The organism is Pyxidicoccus fallax, assembly GCF_012933655.1.
Classification (GTDB): Bacteria; Myxococcota; Myxococcia; order Myxococcales; family Myxococcaceae; genus Myxococcus; species Myxococcus fallax.
This window is the reverse complement of the sequence record NZ_JABBJJ010000299.1, coordinates 1-15,593: the sequence shown is the minus strand read 5'-3', so window position 1 is coordinate 15,593 and position 15,593 is coordinate 1. Positions and strand designations below refer to the sequence as shown.

Genomic DNA, 15,593 nt, shown 5'->3' with positions numbered 1-15,593 from the left:
CTCCTGCATTGCGGGGGGGGGGGCGGGGGATTGTCTTTCATTGACGTTCGGGACGAAGCTCTCCGGCGCTCTCTGAGAGGGGGAAGACTTCCTTCATGTCCTGGTCGCACGCAGCCTGGCTTCGTCCGTTCGTCAGGGTCCTCGTCACCCTGACGCTGCTTTCCTGTCAGTCTTCCTCCGTGGAGGAGCGGGCCGCGCCTTCGCCCGTTCCCGAGGCCGGCGCTCCCTTCGATGTCTCCGCCGTCATGCGGCAGGTCCACTTCGCCTACCGACCCGAGGGGACGGGGTGGCGCGGAGGGCACTCCACGTACGACGTGAGCGCGAGCAGGGACGGGTTGACGCTGACGCCCTATCGTCATGCGGATGGGAGCTCTCCGGCGCGACCGGAGGTCGTGGAGGGCGCACCGCTCACGCTGGGGGCCGTGCGCATGAGCCGGGGCGCTCGCCAGATGCGGGCCTCCGCGGAGGCCCGGGTGCAGGTGGAGGAGGGCGGACACCTCTCCGTGTCCCGCGAGGGCTTCTCCGAGCACCTGCGCAACGCGGAGGACGGCGTCCGGCAGGAGTGGCGCGTCGAGGCCGCTCCGGGTGGCGCGGGGGACCTGACGTTGAGCCTTCCGGTGAAGGGAATGGCCTTCGTCGAGGCCAGCGAGCAGGGGCTCCACTTCCGGGAAGCGAAGAGCGGTCTGGGCTTTCGCTATGGCCATGCCGATTGGGTGGAGGCCTCGGGACGGCGCACCCCGATTCGGGCCCGCTACCAGGCGGGGGCCATCCAGCTCCAGGTGCCCGAAGCGGTGCTGGTGGCGACGGTCTTTCCCGCGACGCTCGCTCCCACCATCTCGCCGGAGATTGGAACGAACCAGCCCGTGCCGGAGCCCGCGTCGTTCACCCAGGAGGCCCCGTCGGTGGCCTCCAACGGCACGAACCATCTCGTCGTCTGGACGGACTACCGCCCGACGTCCACGTTCGGCATCTACGGTGCGCGGGTGTCGAAGGCCGGTGAGGTGCTGGATGACTGGGGCATCCGCATCTCCCCGGAGGCCCAGTTCGCGGATGACGCCGCGGTGGCCTCGAATGGGACGGACTACTTCGTCGCCTGGTCTTCCTCGCCCTCGGGAAGCACGGCTTCCGCCATCTACGGGGCCCGGGTGAGCGGGGCGGGGGAGCTCCAGGATGCCTCCCCCTTGTTGGTTGGCACGCTCAGCACGGGAGGGCAGCACTGGCCCGCGGTGGCTTCCAATGGGACGGACTACCTCGTCGCGTGGTTGGGGCACCAGGGGGGCGATTCGGGCATCTTCGGGCAACGGGTGTCGAGCGCCGGCACGGTGATGGAGTCGGCGGACATCGCCATCTCCACCGCGAACGGGCTGCAGACGGCTCCCGCGCTGGCTTCCAATGGAACGGACTACCTCGTCGCCTGGGAAGACGACCGCAACAACAACAAGGACATCTTCGGTGCGCGGGTGACGGGCGCCGGTGTGGTGCTGGACGGCTCGGGAATCGCCATCTCCGTGGGGGCTCAGGACGAGGTTGCTCCGTCGGTGGCGTCCAATGGAACGGACTACCTCGTCGTCTGGGAGGATGCGCGCAACGACACGGCGGGCGACATCTTTGGTGCGCGGGTGACGGGCGCCGGAGCGGTGCTGGACGGCTCGGGCCTCGCCATCTCCACGGCCGCCCAGGCGCAGGTCACACCGTCTGTGGCGTCCAACGGAACGGACTTCTTCGTCGTCTGGGAGGATGCCCGCGGTGGGGACCCGGACGTCATCGGGGCGCGTGTCACCAGCGCGGGCTCGGTGGTGGACGCCGAGGGGGTGGTCATCGCCAGGGCCGTCCACGACCAGGGGCACCCGTCGGTGACCTTCAACGGCACGGACTTCTTCGTGGCCTGGGACTCTCTCTGGAACCGGAACGTCCTGGGCGCGCGTGTGACGAGCGCGGGCGTGGTGCTGGACAGCCCGGGCGTGGCGCTCGCCACGGCGGCCAATGAGCAGTCGATTCCCGCGGTGGCCTCCAACGGGACGGACTACCTCATCGTCTGGTGGGAAGGACGGCACCGGGAGGGCACCACGCGCATCTACGGAGTGCGGGTGTCGGGCGCTGGCGAGGTGCTGGACCCCCTGGGCATCGTCCTCTCGCCGTCCCCGGGCGCGCATCTCTACCCCGCGGTCGCCTCCAACGGGACGGACTACTTCGTGGCCTGGGAGGAGGTAGGCGGTAGCGACTTCCGCATCCTGGGCACCCGGCTCACGAGCACGGGCGAGGTCCTGGACGCCCAGGGGCTCCTGCTCTCCGCGCCGTCCGGGTCCGTGTCCAGCGAGCCCGCGGTAGCCTCCAACGGGACGGACTATCTGGTCGTCTGGAAGGGGCCCACGGTGGACACCCTGGCCTCCATCGCCGGCACCCGGGTGACGGCGGCGGGCCGCGTCCTGGATTCCCCGGGGCTCAATATCTCCGGCGCTCCCGGGAGCGTGGACGACCCCGCGGTGGCCTCCAACGGGACGGACTATCTCGTCGTCTGGGAGGACTACCGCAACAACAACAACGATGTCTTCGGCGCACGGGTGACGAGCGCGGGCGCGGTTCTGGAGGCCGCGGGGATTCCCATCTCCACGGCCAACGACAACCAGCGCGACCCCGCGGTGGCTTCGGATGGCACGAACTACCTCGTCGTCTGGGGAGACTTCCGCAGGAGCAGCGCCTCGGATGTCTACGGTGCGCGGGTGTCGAGCGAGGGCACGGTGCTGGACGCCTCGGGATTCGCCATCTCCACGGCCAACCGTTACCAGCACGTGCCAGCGGTGGCGTCCCTCGGGACGGAGTATCTCGTCGTCTGGGAGGACCAGCGTGCCGGGGTGGACATCCACGGCGCGCGGGTGACGAGCGGAGGCACCGTTCGCGAATCCACGGGGTTCCCCATCGCGAACACCCCGGACGGGGAGCAGACGCCCGCGGTGGTGTTCGCTGGCGCCGGCCGGACGGCCTTCGTGGCCTATGTCCGCGACGACTCCACGGCGCCCTATTGGGGCCGGCGCATTCGCGGCCGGTTCGTGGAGTTCACCGACAACCGGCCTCCCGTCGCCGCCTCGCGGGCGGTGTCCACGTTGGAGGACACGCCGCTGGACATCCTGCTCCAGGGGACGGACCCGGATGGACAGGGTCTCACCTATGTCCTGGAGGCGGCGCCGCAGTTCGGCAGGCTCGAGGGAACGGGCGCTCGGCGGACCTACTCGCCGGCGGCGAACTTCAGCGGCGCGGATCGCATCACGTTCCGTGTCTCGGATGGGGAGTTCACGTCGGCGGTGGCCAGGGTCTCCATCCAGGTGACGGCGGTCAATGACGCTCCCTCCATTCCCGTGCTCGTGTCGCCGGTGGAGGGCGCGCGTCTGGAGAGTGGGCTCGTCACCTTCCGATGGAATGCCTCCACGGATACGGATGGGGAGTCCGTCACCTACGGCGTGGAGGTCCGCCAGGGCGGGGAGGTTCTCCGGACGCACGACACGGCGGCGACGACGTGGACGCTTGCCGCGGGCGAGGTCCTGCCGGTGGGCAGCTACAGCTGGCGCGTCAGGGCCATGGATGAGCGCGATGTGGCCAGCACCTGGTCCACGGAGCGCGCGTTCACGGTCGGGGACATCCAGACCGGGCCGGATGGCGGCAGCCCTGACGCGGGCGCTCCGGATGGTGGGGAGGCGGATGGAGGTGTTCCGGATGCTGGCGCCGGGGATGGCGGCGTCCCTGACGCGGGGTCCCCGCCTCCCAGTGGCCCCGATAGCTCCGGCTGCGGCTGCAACCCGCTTCCCGGCGCGGGCCCGAGTGGGCCCCTGACCCTCGCGGCGCTGGGGCTGTTGCTGCGGTGGTCCCGTCGCCGCCGCGGCTGACAGCCAGCGCCACGCCCCGCTTTCCGGCACGGCCGAGCGAGCCTCCGACTCCACGCCCTCGGCCTGCCCCGTGGGCCCAGAGGCTCCGAGAGGTTGGACGGGGCGTACGCGAAGCGGGACGTGTGGAGTTGGCAAGCGGTTGATGGGACTGGGGTCGGGAGTGGCGGAGGGGCTGCAACGGGGCGGGGCTCCCTCCTGCCTGTGAAAGGGCACCCCTCATGTCCCGTATTGAATCCTCTCCGTCTTCCCTCCAGCCCGCCGCCATCGACACCGAGCAGGCCGCTTCCCCGCGGTCCTCACAGGCCTCCCGGGCTCCAGTCCCTGCTCCGGCGATGACCGTGGAGGTGTTCCGCGGCCCCGAGAGCGTGGCGCGGGAGAACCTCGTGGTGACGGGGCCCCGCTCTGGTCCCCGGTCGGGCGCGGGCAACGGGTTCGACTTCGCCATCGGAGGCATGTTCCCCCCGAGGCCCATGGGCAACCTGGCCGAGCAGACGAAGCAGATGGGGCTCACCGTGACGCAGTCCCAGGCCGCGGCGGCCAGCCGGGTGATGGGGGACAGCGCCATCGTGGACGCGTACGCGCGCACGCACCTGAAGGGGCTGGACGCGAGCCCGCCCATCCCGGGGGCGCCCACGTCGCTCACGGACTACACCAGCTCCATCCCCGGTGTGCCGCCGCGGGTGGCCTACGAGTACTTCGTGCGCAACCCGGCGGCGGTCTTCGAGTCGGCGGACATCGTCCTCCGCCCCGCCACGGCGACGCTGCGGGACGGGGCCCGGCTGTTCCTGGAGGAGAAGGGCATCCCTCCGGTCTGGGCCCCCATCACCGTGCGCCTGGAGCCGGAGGCGAACACCGTGCACATCACCACCCTGGACGGGCACCCGCTGCGGGGCACGAACCGCTTCCTCTTCGAGGATGACGGCCAGGGCGGTACGCGGCTGCGCCAGTACTCCGCCTTCCAGGGCAGCTCCCCGGCCACCTCGGTGGGGATGGCGCTGATGGACCCCATCGAGCGGCAGCACGCCATCTGGCGGAGCGTGCACGGGCACCTGCACGACACCCTGCGGGAGCGTTGACCTTCACCGACGGTGGGTGCCTGCACCCTTCAAATGGGAGGACGGCGGCGGCTAGCATGGGAGCGTCCCCGCTACCTCCAGGTCGTCCGTGCAACCTTCTCCGCCCCCGTACCTCCAGGCCGCTCGGGCCTTCCGTCACTTCTTCGGCGAGCTCCGGGAGACGTACCTGGAGCGAGAGACGCTCTTCACGCAGCTCGAGCTGGCGCTCCTCGGACGCGAGCACGTGCTGGTGGTGGGGCCGCCGGGCACCGCCAAGAGCGCCATCGCCAGCGCGGTGCTGGGGCGCATCGTCGACGAGCGCACGGGCCTGCCGTCGCTGTTCTCCAAGCAGCTCGCCGAGTCCACCGTGCAGACGGACCTCATCGGCCCGGTGGACTTCAAGGTGCTCACCGAGACGGGCCGCACGGAGTACCTCACCGACGAGGGCATGCTGGGCTCCGAGCACGCCTTCCTGGACGAGGTGTTCGACGGCCGGGACATGTTGCTGCGCTCCATCCTCAACGTGCTGTACGAGCGCGAGCTGAAGCATGGGCGGCGGGTGACGACGGGGCGCACCGAGTGCGTCATCATGACGAGCAACCGGTACCTCTCCGAGGTGCTGGCGCGCTCGCCGGAGCTGCTGCTGGCCTTCGCGGACCGGCTGAGCTTCATCTGCTTCGTGCCCAAGTCCTTCGCCCGGCTGGAGAGCCGCGCGGCCATGCTGCAGCGCTTCGCGCACGGGGCCCGGCCGGACCTGCGCGCCCAGCTCAGCCTGCAGCAGGTGGACCTGTTGCAGGACGCGGTGACGCGGGTGAAGGTGCCCAGCCACGTGCTGGAGGGCGTGGAGTTGCTGGCGGACGCGCTGGAGCGCGCGCTGGCGGCGCAGGTGTCCAAGCTGCCCGACTACGTGCCCACGAAGTACTTCTCCCAGCGCTCCGCGGTGAAGGCGCTGTGGGCGCTGAAGGCCGCCGTCGTGAGGGACCAGATCTACCGGCGGGCGGACCGGCCGCTGGAGGCGACGGTGGAGGACCTGGACGCGCTGCGCTGGTTCTTCCTGCTGGGCGGCCCGCCCGCGGCGGAGACGGAGGCGCTGCTCAAGTCCGTGGTGGACCCGCGCGAGCGCGCGCAGCTGGAAATCGTCCGGCTGGAGCAGCGGGCCTTCGACGAGGCGCTGGCCAAGGTGCGGCAGGAGCTGGGCGGCGGCGTGGAGCGCGAGGCCGCGGCGCTGAACGCCCACGAGGAGGTGGCGGCGGCCGAGTCGCTCTCGCGCAACTGGCAGCCCACCCTGGTCTCCACCACCGTGCGGGCCCTGCTGACGAAGCTGGTGCCGGGGCCCCGCCACGCGCAGAACCGGGCGCCGCTGCTGGTGGCCGCGCGGGCCCTCGTCGCGGCCCTGGAGCAGCGGCTCGCGCGCGGCATGGCGGGGCAGGGTGAGGGCCGGGGCGGGCTCCCGCTGCTGGCCTCCTTCCGGGACGCGCTGGCGCTGTGCCGCGCCATCCCCGAGCTGCGCAACCACTACGCCCCCCTGTGCGAGGCCACCGCGCGCTTCCTGGAGGGCGCGCTGGAGATGATTGCGCTCTCCGCGGAGAGCGTGGACTTCGAAGAGGGGCTCAAGCTGGAAGGGCTGGTGGGGCTGGCGGACAACCTGGAGGAGGAGCTGTCCCAGACGACGGACCTCGCCGGCCAGCTCTCCGAGGGAGCCCCGGCGGCCCTGGAGCACCTGCGCGTGGCGGAGGTCGAGGTGCGCAAGCGGGTGGTGTCCGCCCTGCGGCGCCGCGCGGCCCTGGCCTTCCAGTCGTCCACGGCCCGCACCCGGAGGGAGCCGCTGGAGGCGCTCTCCGCCGACTCGCGGCGCCTCACGCAGCTGGAGCACTCGCTGGCCGCGCTGGACCCGTCCCAGCAGGGGCTCAAGCAGGAGCTGCTGCTGCCCCTGGGCATCGCCTACGCGCGCGAGGTGCTGTCCTCCACGCCCTTCGAGCGCATCGAGCAGTACGGCCGCGCGGTGCAGTCCGTGGCGGAGAACCTGCGCCGCGAGGGCCTGTCCGTCGAGGCGGTGATGGCGGAGTGCCGCGACATCATGGAGCTCCGCCTGAGGGAGCACGCGAAGGTGCTCTCGCGCGAGGTGGCCAGCCCGCCGCCCCTGGCGACGTCGGTGCTCAACGGCGACGCGTACGTCTTCTACCGGGGCGAGTTCTCCGCCCGCGCGCCGGACGGGGAGCTGGCCGCGCTGCTGGGACTGGACGGACAGCTCACGTTCACCCGGAACGGGCTCGCGCCGGGTTTCCTGTCGGAGAGCGTCCGCGCGGCGGTGGCGCAGGCGGAGCTGTCCTTCGTGCACTCGCGCATCAAGTACCTGCGCAGCTGGCTCACGCAGTTGCTCACGTCGCTGCCGGCCCCGGATTCACTGAAGGAGCGCGCCGAGGCGGAGCGCACGGTGGACCGGCTGGTGCGCAGCCGCTTCCCGCTGCTGGCCCTGAAGGAAGGCGAGCTGGTGCGGCTGCGCGGCGTGCTGTCACTGCTGGGCTCCATGCCCGGCGACCTGGGCGAGAGCGCGCGCCGGCTGGAGGCACAGCTGCGTGGCATCGACGAGGACTTCGGGCGCTTCAGCCGCCAGGTGCTGGAGCGGCGGTCGGCGTCATGAAGAGGCACCCGCGGCACGGGCCGGGTGAGGCGGAAGGGAGGCACTGAGCGTGCTGGCGCGGCGACTCACCGAGCTGAGACGACGGCTGGACGCCCTGCGCCAGCCCGCGCCCACGCCGGGTGGCTGGCGGGCGTGGACGCTGGGCCGCCGCGCGCGAAACCCGGAGGACCTGGCCCTGCCGGTGCTCACGGCGTTGGACCGCGAGCTGGACCGGGTGGGCGTCCACACGGCGGCGGACGCGCAGCTCCTGCGGGAGCTGGGCGTGCGCAAGGGCCGGGCGGGGAAGCTGGCCGAGGGGCTCCAGTCGCGGGCGCGGCAGGCGCTGGAGGAGATGGAGGAGTGCGTGCTGCGCGTGGAGCGGGCGTGGCGCGCGGGCGAGCCGCCGCCGGGCGCGCTCACCCTGCTGGAGAAGGCCTTCGTCCAGCTCGCCCGGGCGGTGAAGGTCGCGGAGCTGTTCTCCCGTCCTCCCTCGCCGGACGCGGACGACGCGTTCGAAATCTTCGTGCGCCCGCAGGCGGCGTGGAAGGACCGCCCGCCCACCAGCGCCCGCATGGCGGCGGCCGAGTTCTTCGCCGAGCGCGCCCGCGAGAACACCGGGGACGTGGTGCAGAAGCGCAGGGACTTGGACCTGGCGCACGAGCTGCTGCTGCGCCTGGGCGCGGACCATGACCGGGAGCGCGGGCTGGCCCTGCGCCGTCAGGTGGTGGAGGCCCGCGAGCGCGCGCGCTCGGTGCCGGCGGTGCGCTCCCTGGACGAGCTGGTGCGGCACGTGCGGCACACGGCCCGGCGCGAGCCGCAGGTGGCATACCGCTCGCTGCGCGGGCTGTACGAGCGGGCGCTGGAGGCCGGGGACGTGGAGCTGGCGAACGCCGCCCGCACGGCCCTGGAGCCCCTGCTGCCGCGGCGGCAGAACCTGTCCGCCCTGGTGGAGCGCGCGGAGCGGGACTCGCTGACGCAGTGGTTCGGGGAGACGCCCGAGCAGGGTGGGGGAGAGCCCGCGCCTCCGCGTCCGGACGAGCTGCTGGCGGACCTGGCCTTCTCGCTGAAGCCCGAGCAGCTCTCCACCTTCGAGCTGGCCGCCGGCTGCGCCCGCTACTTCGACGTGGAGGACGCCCTGTCCGAGGAAATCGTCCTGGCGGACACCCGGACGGCGCGGCCCGTGCCCCGGCGCGTGCCGTACCCCACCCAGACGATGACCTTCGAGACGACGGGCAGCCTCCACGAGGTGCACAACTTCGTCATCACCGACCCGCGGATGCTGCTGAGTGACCTGGCCGCCAACCGCCAGCTGGTGCGCGCGTACCTGGAGGACGAGCCTCCGCCGCGTCCCCGGAAGGTGAAGCGCACCGCGGTGCGCGTCTACGTCTGCGACGCCTCGGGCTCCATGCACGGCGGCCGCGCGCGCTTCCGCGACGCCATCGTCATCGCCGAGCTGAACAACCTGCGCGTCAAGGCGCGCCGGGGCGAGCAGTTCGACCCGCTCTACTTCAGCTTCTTCAACGACGTGCCCACCGAGCTGGCCCGCGTGGACACGGCCGTCGAGGCCACCCGGCAGATTGAAAAGCTCTTCCGCGAGTCTCCCGCCGAGGGGCAGACGGACATCACGCTCGCGCTGATGTCCGCCTTCGACTCCATCCGCGCCGCGCAGGGCAGGGACCCGTACCTCGCCCGCGCCACGGTGGTGCTCATCACCGACGGCGAGGACCGCGTGGACCTGGACCTCATCCGCCGCACCCGCGCCCCCATGGGCGCGCTGGACATCGCCCTGAGCTTCATCTCCCTGGGCGAGGAGAACCCCGACCTGCGCATGCTGGTGAAGGAGCAGCGCGCCGCCGGAGGCCGCGCCTTCTACCACCACCTCTCCGACGAGGAGATTCAGTGGGCGCGCACCGAGTTCGACACCCCCTGGCGCACGCTCCTGCCCGGGGACGTGCCCGCCACGGCGGACGCCCTGGAGCAGCTCGCCCCCCACCTGGACGCGCTGGAGGCGGTGGCGGCGGGGCGGGGCGCGCCCGCGCAGGTGGCGGTGGACGCCTCGTTCGACGCGCTCTTCCCGGAGACGCCCTCCGCGGCGCCCGGCACGGAGGTGCCGAGCCCGGACGTGGTGAACCGCGTGGTGGACATCCTCGGCGCGCTGGTGGAGGCGGCCTCGCTGGCCCCCGCGGACCGGCGCGCGTCGGAGAGCGTGGTGCTCCTGCAGCACCTGCTGTCCGTGTATGGACTCACCCCGGCCCGCTACCTGTCCGCCCTGTCCGCCGGTGGGCTTCCGGTGCGCGAGGCCCTCGACCGGGTGCGGCTGTTGTGCCGGCCCTTCAGCTAGGCTTGTTGGCGCCCATGTTCTTCGGCCTCCTGTGGAAACGGAAGAAGGAGTCCTCCCGCGCGGTGGACCCCCTCGCCGCGCTGGACCAGCTCCTCGAGAACCTCGAGCGCCAGGCGGCCGAGGTCCGCAAGTCTGCCGCCACGCTGCTGGCCCTCAAGGGGGACCTGTCCCGCGCGGTGGAGCGCTACACGCGGCGGCTGGAGGACATCGGCTCGCGCCGCGCCACCGCGGAGACCCGTGGGGACGCCAAGGCCGTGACGGTGCTGAAGAGAGACCGCGAGCAGACGGAGGGGCTCCTGGCCTCCACGCGCGACTCGCTGGAGCGCGCGGACTCGGACGCGAAGCTGCTGCTGGAGGCCGCCGCCGAGCTGGGCGAGCGCGTGGCGGAGCTGCGCCGCGAGCGGGAGAGCGCCGCCGCGCGCCTCACCGTGGGCGGCATCGTCACCGATGCCCTGCGCGAGCGCGTGGCCCGCTTCGAGCAGGCCCTGGTGGTGGACGCGGCCCGCGACGAGGTGGAGCGCGCCCACGCGCTGGCGGACATCTACCGCGAGGAGATGCGGGACAAGGAGGGCTGACCCGCCCATGGACCGGACGGAGAGGGGGCCCGCCGCGCGCGCTACGTGCGGCGCGCCGTCTGGTGCAGCTCCAGGACGATGTTGCCGCCCTTGAAGAGGCGCACCGCTCCGGACGTCTGGCTCACCACCAGCGCGATGCAGTGCGTGGTGGAGGTGATGCCCGCCGCGGCCGCGTGCCGGGCGCCCAGGCCGAGGGGAATCTTCACCGCGTCATCCGTGGCCGACAGGTAGCGGCCCGCCGCCAGCACCACGCCGTCCTCGCGGATGACGAAGGCGCCGTCCAGCACGGAGAAGTTCTTGATGGCCTCGCGAATCTTCGGGTCCAGCACGTTCCGTTCCGCCTCGGACAGGCCCTGGAACGGGTTGATGGTCATCTGCCGGCTCTTCTCCAGCACCGTCGTGTGGTCACCGATGGTGATGATGGTGCCGATGGGATGGCCCTCGAAGCCCTCCTGGCCAATCTGCAGCGCGAGCTGGATGAGCGCGTCCACCACCTGCGAGTTGAACTCCTCGCCCAGCTTGACGCCCTCGATGGCGAGCCGGTCGTCGAGCGAGCCACCGATTCGCATCTGCATCAGCGTGTCGGGAGCGCGGCCCACCTTGCCCGTCATGCAGAGGACCAGGTCGCCTTCCTTGAACGCTCCCTGGGAGAGGGCGGACACGAGCGCCACCTTCACGCGCTCGGTGCGGGAGTAGTCGTAGGCGGGGATGACGAGCGCCCGCGTCTTCTTCGCCAGGTGCTCCTGCGCCAGCTTGTCCAGCGTCACCGCATACACGAGCTTCTTGCGAGCAGGGCGGCCCCGGAACTCCTCGGGAGGAATGGGCGTGTCGCAGATGTAGAGGAAGTGATCCACCTCGCTCTTGCCCGCCAACGAGAGGGCCGAGCGCAGGAACTCACGGTCGAATTTCGTGTTCTCGGTCAAGAACCCCTCCCTTCACCCACAGTCTGCACCCGGGTCAGCTTGACACCGAAGGGTACATGAATAAAGCTTTCGGGCCCTTTTTTTGGGGGACAGGGCCCCAAACCCTCGCTGGACTGGAGCGAAGGCTGTGAACCAGAAAGATCTCAAGCGTTACAAGAAGATGCTCGAGGACAGCAAGACGAGCCTGCTCGAGAGCGCCAAGAAAACCCTGGTGGAGGAGTCCAGCTTCGACACGGACGACCTCCCGGATGAGATCGACCTGGCCTCTTCCGAATATGCGCAGTCCATGGTGTTCCGCCTGCGCGACCGCGAGAAGTTCCTCCTGCAGAAGATTGAGAAGGCGCTGGCCCGTATCGAGGACGGCACCTTCGGCATCTGCGAGCGGTGCGAGGAGGATATCTCCCCCAAGCGGCTGGAGGCGCGTCCGGTGACGACGCTCTGCATCCGCTGCAAGGAGGAGCAGGAGAAGAAGGAGAAGTCCTACGGGTGAGTGCCCGGGGTCGCCGCCGCCTCGAGAGGGGCGGTGGCGTCCCGTCAGGTTCGCCGCCGGGCGCCCTCAGGCCAGGGGCGCCTGGATTTCAACGCGCAGCAGCTGACGGCCGATGAGGAAGTGGTCCCCGTTGTCCACGAAGGTGGGGCCCGCGAGGCGGATGAAGGTGCCGTTGGACGAGCCGACGTCCCGGACCTGCAGCCGCTCCTGCCGCACCTGCAGCACCGCATGCCGCCCGGACACGAAGCCGTCCGTGGGGAAGGTGAGGTCGCCCTGCTCGCGGCCCAGCAGGTTGTCGCCCTCGCGCAGCGGGAAGGCCGCGCCGCGAAGTCCTCCCTCCAACAGTTGCACCAGCCGCAGGCGGTAGCCGGGATCCGGTGAGCCCCACACCTGGGTGCCGCCCGGGCCCTGGGCCGCGCCGGGAATGGGCTCCAGCACGAGGCGCTGGCGGCCCAGGCGCAGCTCGCCGCCGGGGGACAGCTCGCGCTCCTGGCGCAGGCGGATGAAGACGCCGTTGGCGCCGCCCACGTCCTCCACGGCCAGCCGGGCGCCGGAGAAGAAGAAGCGCAGCTGGACGGGCATGATGAAGGGGTCGTCCGGCAGGGCGATTTCCCCCTGCTGGCCGCAGGTGAGGGTGTCGCGCTGCATGCGGACGACGGACTCGGGGCCGCCGTCGGCGCGCACCACGCGGATGGAGACCTGCGGGCGCGCGGTGACGCTGGCGACGGCCATCACCATCGTTCCGGAGCGGAGGGGCGAGCCACACGCCCGGCAGACGGTGGCGTCCCGGGCATTCTCGGTGTCACAGCGGGGGCAGTATTCCACGGCGTCCATGGGGTTCTGGCGGGTTCTACCAGGGGCCGGGCCCGGTTGCTCGCCTTGTGCGTGGCTTGCCCGTCACCCGAGCGGCGTGGTGAAGTCCGGGCCGCACCCCTGCGTGGAACGTCGACGTGTACTGCCCTTCCTGCGGCGCTGATGCCCGAGAGTCCTCCCGTTTCTGCCCTGCCTGCGGCGCCACCCTCGTGCGCGCGGCGGACGCGGACGAGTACGTCGGCAAGACGATTGCCCAGAAGTACCGGGTGGAGGCCCTCATCGGCGAGGGCGGCATGGGCAAGGTGTACCGCGCCCGCCAGCTCGCGCTGGACAAGGTGGTGGTGCTCAAGGTGCTCCGCCAGACGCTGCTGTCGGACGAGCGCACCGTGCAGCGCTTCCAGCGCGAGGCCAAGGCCGCCAGCCGCCTCAACCACCCCAACTCCATCAGCGTGCTGGACTTCGGCCAGGCCGAGGACGGCGCGCTCTTCATCGCGATGGAGTACGTGGCGGGGCAGGACCTGCACAACATCCTCACCCGCGAGTGGCCGCTGGGCGAGGCGCGCGTGGTGCGCATCGTCACCCAGGTGCTGAGCGCGCTGTCGGACGCGCACGGCGCCGGCGTCATCCACCGCGACCTGAAGCCCGAGAACATCATGGTGGAGCGCCGCAAGGAGGGCGACTTCGTCAAGGTGCTCGACTTCGGCATCGCGAAAATCACCGACTCCACCGACGACGGGCCGGCGCTCACCCGCGCGGGCTTCGTGTGCGGCACCCCCGAGTACATGTCCCCGGAGCAGGCGCGCGGCGCGCAGCTGGACCACCGCTCGGACCTGTACGCGGTGGGCGTCCTCCTCTATCAGTTGATGACGGGCCTCTTGCCCTTCGAGTCGGACTCGGCGGTGGGCTTCGCCACCAAGCACCTCACCGAGGAGCCCCCGCCGCCCACGCGGCGCCGGCCGGACGCGCGCATCTCCCCGGGCATGGAGCGGCTCATCCTCCGCGCCCTGTCCAAGAGCCCGGATGACCGGCCCGCCAACGCCGAGGCCTTCAAGGCCGAATTGCAGGCGGTGGACAAGGAGCGCCGCCGGGGCGAGGCCGCACCGCGCCGCCCCCAGGCTTCCGCGGTGCTGGCCCCGCTGCCCCGCAAGTCCACCGGCGGCCCGATGAACGAGGGCCGCGACACCACCGTGCCGGGCTGGGACAGCAACGAGGTGACGGTGGAGGCCACGGTGCGCGCGCTGCCGGGCGTGCTCGCGCCCCTGCCCGCGGACACCAACGACATCCCCGCCGCCAGGGAGCGGACCGACTCCATCGTCATCACCCAGTCCGGCTCGAGTGGCGGAGCGGCCTTCTTCTTCAAGTCGCTGACCATCCTCCTGGTCGTCGCGGCGGTGGGCTTCTTCGCCTACTACTTCACCTATGGCGCCGGCAGCGGCTCGCAGGACCTGCCGTACGCGCTGCCGAAGAACGCGCCCGTGCCGGGCGGCAGCGCCCCCACCAGCGCCGACGTGCCGCTGTATGACCGGGAAATCACCTCCGACCAGCGCAACGTGGAGCGTGCCCGGCAGCGCGAGCTCGAAGGGGACCGGGCCTTCGCGAAGCAGGACGTCCGCCTCGCGACGAGCCTCTACCTCGAGGCCTTCAGCCAGAGCGGCGACCCGGAGCTGGCGCTGAAGCTGGGCAATGCGTACTGGCACCGCTCCGACCCGGACCCCCGCGAGGCGGAGAAGTGGTGGGAGCGCCACCTGCGCGAGGTGCCCAACTCCAAGGCGCGTGCCGTCATCGACGAGCACCTGGGCCGCAAGTCCGTCGCGCAGCCCGCCGCGCCCTGACGGCCGCCTCCCTCAGCCCAGCGTCTCCACCTGCAGCACGTGCTGGCCCAGGCGGACCCGGTCTCCGGGGCGCAGGGGCCGCTCCACGCCCGAGGCCAGCCGCACGTACGTGCCCAGCCCGCCGGACAAGTCTCTCAGCAGGGCCCCGGTGGGAGTGGGGGACAGCTCGCAGTGGCGGCCCGCCAGGCCCTCGTCTCCCGGGAAGCTCAGGTCGCAGTGGGCCTGGCCGATGGTGAGCAGCGGCGCCGCCGTCACCACCGCGCGGCCCGCGCGCCCGCCCACGAGGACCTCCTCCACGCCGTACACCGCCTGCCCGAGCGGCACCGGCGCGCCGTAGATGAAGGGGCGGCCGGCCACCGGAGGTGGCGACTCCAGGCGGCCCGTGAAGCGGAACAGCCGCTGGCCCGCGCTGAAGAGGGTGCGCGGCGTCAGCGCCTCCGTGCCGGCGACGGCGACGAAGACGCCCGAGGCGCTCGACTCGTCGCGCACGAAGAGGGCCCCTTCCTTCACCAGGAAGGTGGCGTGCAGGGGCGAGACGAAGACGTCGTCCGGAAAGAGGATGGCGCCGCGCTGCCGGCCCACGACGCAGCCGGTGACGGGCAGCTTGTAGCGCTGGCCCCGCGAGGTGCCGGCGATGACCGCCAGCCCGAAACGGGAGGCCGCCGGAGGCGCCGGGCGCGCGGCGGCCCCAGCGGGCGCACCGGCCGTACCGGCCCGTCCGGGCATGGCGCTGTCGGGTACCGGAGGCGGAGGGCGGGTGACGGCGGGGCCCGGAGGCGCCGCGGCGGGGCCTCCCGTCCGGGCGGCGACGGGGGCCACGGTGGGAACGCCGGGCGGGGCGGCCGTCCGGACGCTGGCGGGGCGCTCCACCTGGAGTCCCGCCGCCGTGGGCGGAGGGGTGCGCGCCGACGGGCGCAGGCCGGGCGGAATGGCGCTGGGCGGAGGCGGGGTGGTGTGGGCGGCTTCCGCCGCACGGGGCCCCGGGAAGGTGGACACCGCGACGGGGCGCCCCGCGGCCGGGGGCGCGGCGGGACGGGCCGCCGGCCCGGCGGGCTTGGAGACAGGC

10 protein-coding genes are annotated in these 15,593 nt (G+C 72.1%); 7 read left to right on the top strand and 3 right to left on the bottom strand.

The features are described 5' to 3' along the window. Positions 1–95: 95 nt before the first annotated feature. The 5 genes from HG543_RS40855 (at position 96) to HG543_RS40835 (ending at position 10,469) form a co-directional block, all read left to right on the top strand. A complete protein-coding gene (locus HG543_RS40855; RefSeq protein WP_169350351.1) occupies positions 96–3,878 on the top strand; it encodes an Ig-like domain-containing protein in 3,783 nt (1,260 codons plus the stop codon). Positions 3,879–4,096: 218 nt separating this feature from the next. Next, positions 4,097–4,954, top strand: coding sequence for an SRPBCC family protein (locus HG543_RS40850; RefSeq protein ID WP_169350350.1), 858 nt, complete (start codon positions 4,097–4,099; stop codon positions 4,952–4,954). A gap of 88 nt (positions 4,955–5,042) precedes the next feature. Next, a complete protein-coding gene (locus HG543_RS40845; RefSeq protein WP_169350349.1) occupies positions 5,043–7,574 on the top strand; it encodes an AAA family ATPase in 2,532 nt (843 codons plus the stop codon). A gap of 49 nt (positions 7,575–7,623) precedes the next feature. Next, positions 7,624–9,894, top strand: coding sequence for a vWA domain-containing protein (locus HG543_RS40840; RefSeq protein WP_169350348.1), 2,271 nt, complete (start codon positions 7,624–7,626; stop codon positions 9,892–9,894). A 14-nt stretch (positions 9,895–9,908) separates the two neighbouring features. Next, entirely contained in the window at positions 9,909–10,469 is a 561-nt protein-coding gene (locus tag HG543_RS40835; RefSeq protein WP_169350347.1) for a PspA/IM30 family protein, read from the top strand. Between the two features lie 41 nt (positions 10,470–10,510). On the opposite strand, the gene HG543_RS40830 is transcribed toward HG543_RS40835, so the two are convergent. Continuing rightward, entirely contained in the window at positions 10,511–11,392 is an 882-nt protein-coding gene (locus HG543_RS40830; RefSeq protein WP_169350346.1) for a DNA integrity scanning protein DisA nucleotide-binding domain protein, read from the bottom strand. A gap of 127 nt (positions 11,393–11,519) precedes the next feature. On the opposite strand from HG543_RS40830, the gene HG543_RS40825 reads away from it, so the two are divergent. Next, positions 11,520–11,882 (top strand): TraR/DksA C4-type zinc finger protein, encoded by a 363-nt coding sequence (locus HG543_RS40825; RefSeq protein ID WP_169350345.1) that lies wholly within the window; start codon positions 11,520–11,522, stop codon positions 11,880–11,882. A gap of 66 nt (positions 11,883–11,948) precedes the next feature. Here HG543_RS40825 and HG543_RS40820 read toward each other — a convergent pair whose 3' ends face one another. Then, positions 11,949–12,716, bottom strand: a complete 768-nt coding sequence (locus HG543_RS40820) for a double zinc ribbon and FHA domain-containing protein (RefSeq protein ID WP_169350344.1) — start codon at positions 12,714–12,716, stop codon at positions 11,949–11,951. Between the two features lie 116 nt (positions 12,717–12,832). On the opposite strand from HG543_RS40820, the gene HG543_RS40815 reads away from it, so the two are divergent. Continuing rightward, the gene (locus HG543_RS40815) at positions 12,833–14,527 is read left to right on the top strand and encodes a serine/threonine-protein kinase (RefSeq protein ID WP_169350343.1); all 1,695 of its coding nucleotides are present in this window, start codon (positions 12,833–12,835) and stop codon (positions 14,525–14,527) included. A gap of 12 nt (positions 14,528–14,539) precedes the next feature. On the opposite strand, the gene HG543_RS40810 is transcribed toward HG543_RS40815, so the two are convergent. Continuing rightward, a partial coding sequence (locus tag HG543_RS40810; RefSeq protein ID WP_169350342.1) for an FHA domain-containing protein occupies positions 14,540–15,593 on the bottom strand: 1,054 nt, incomplete at its 5' end.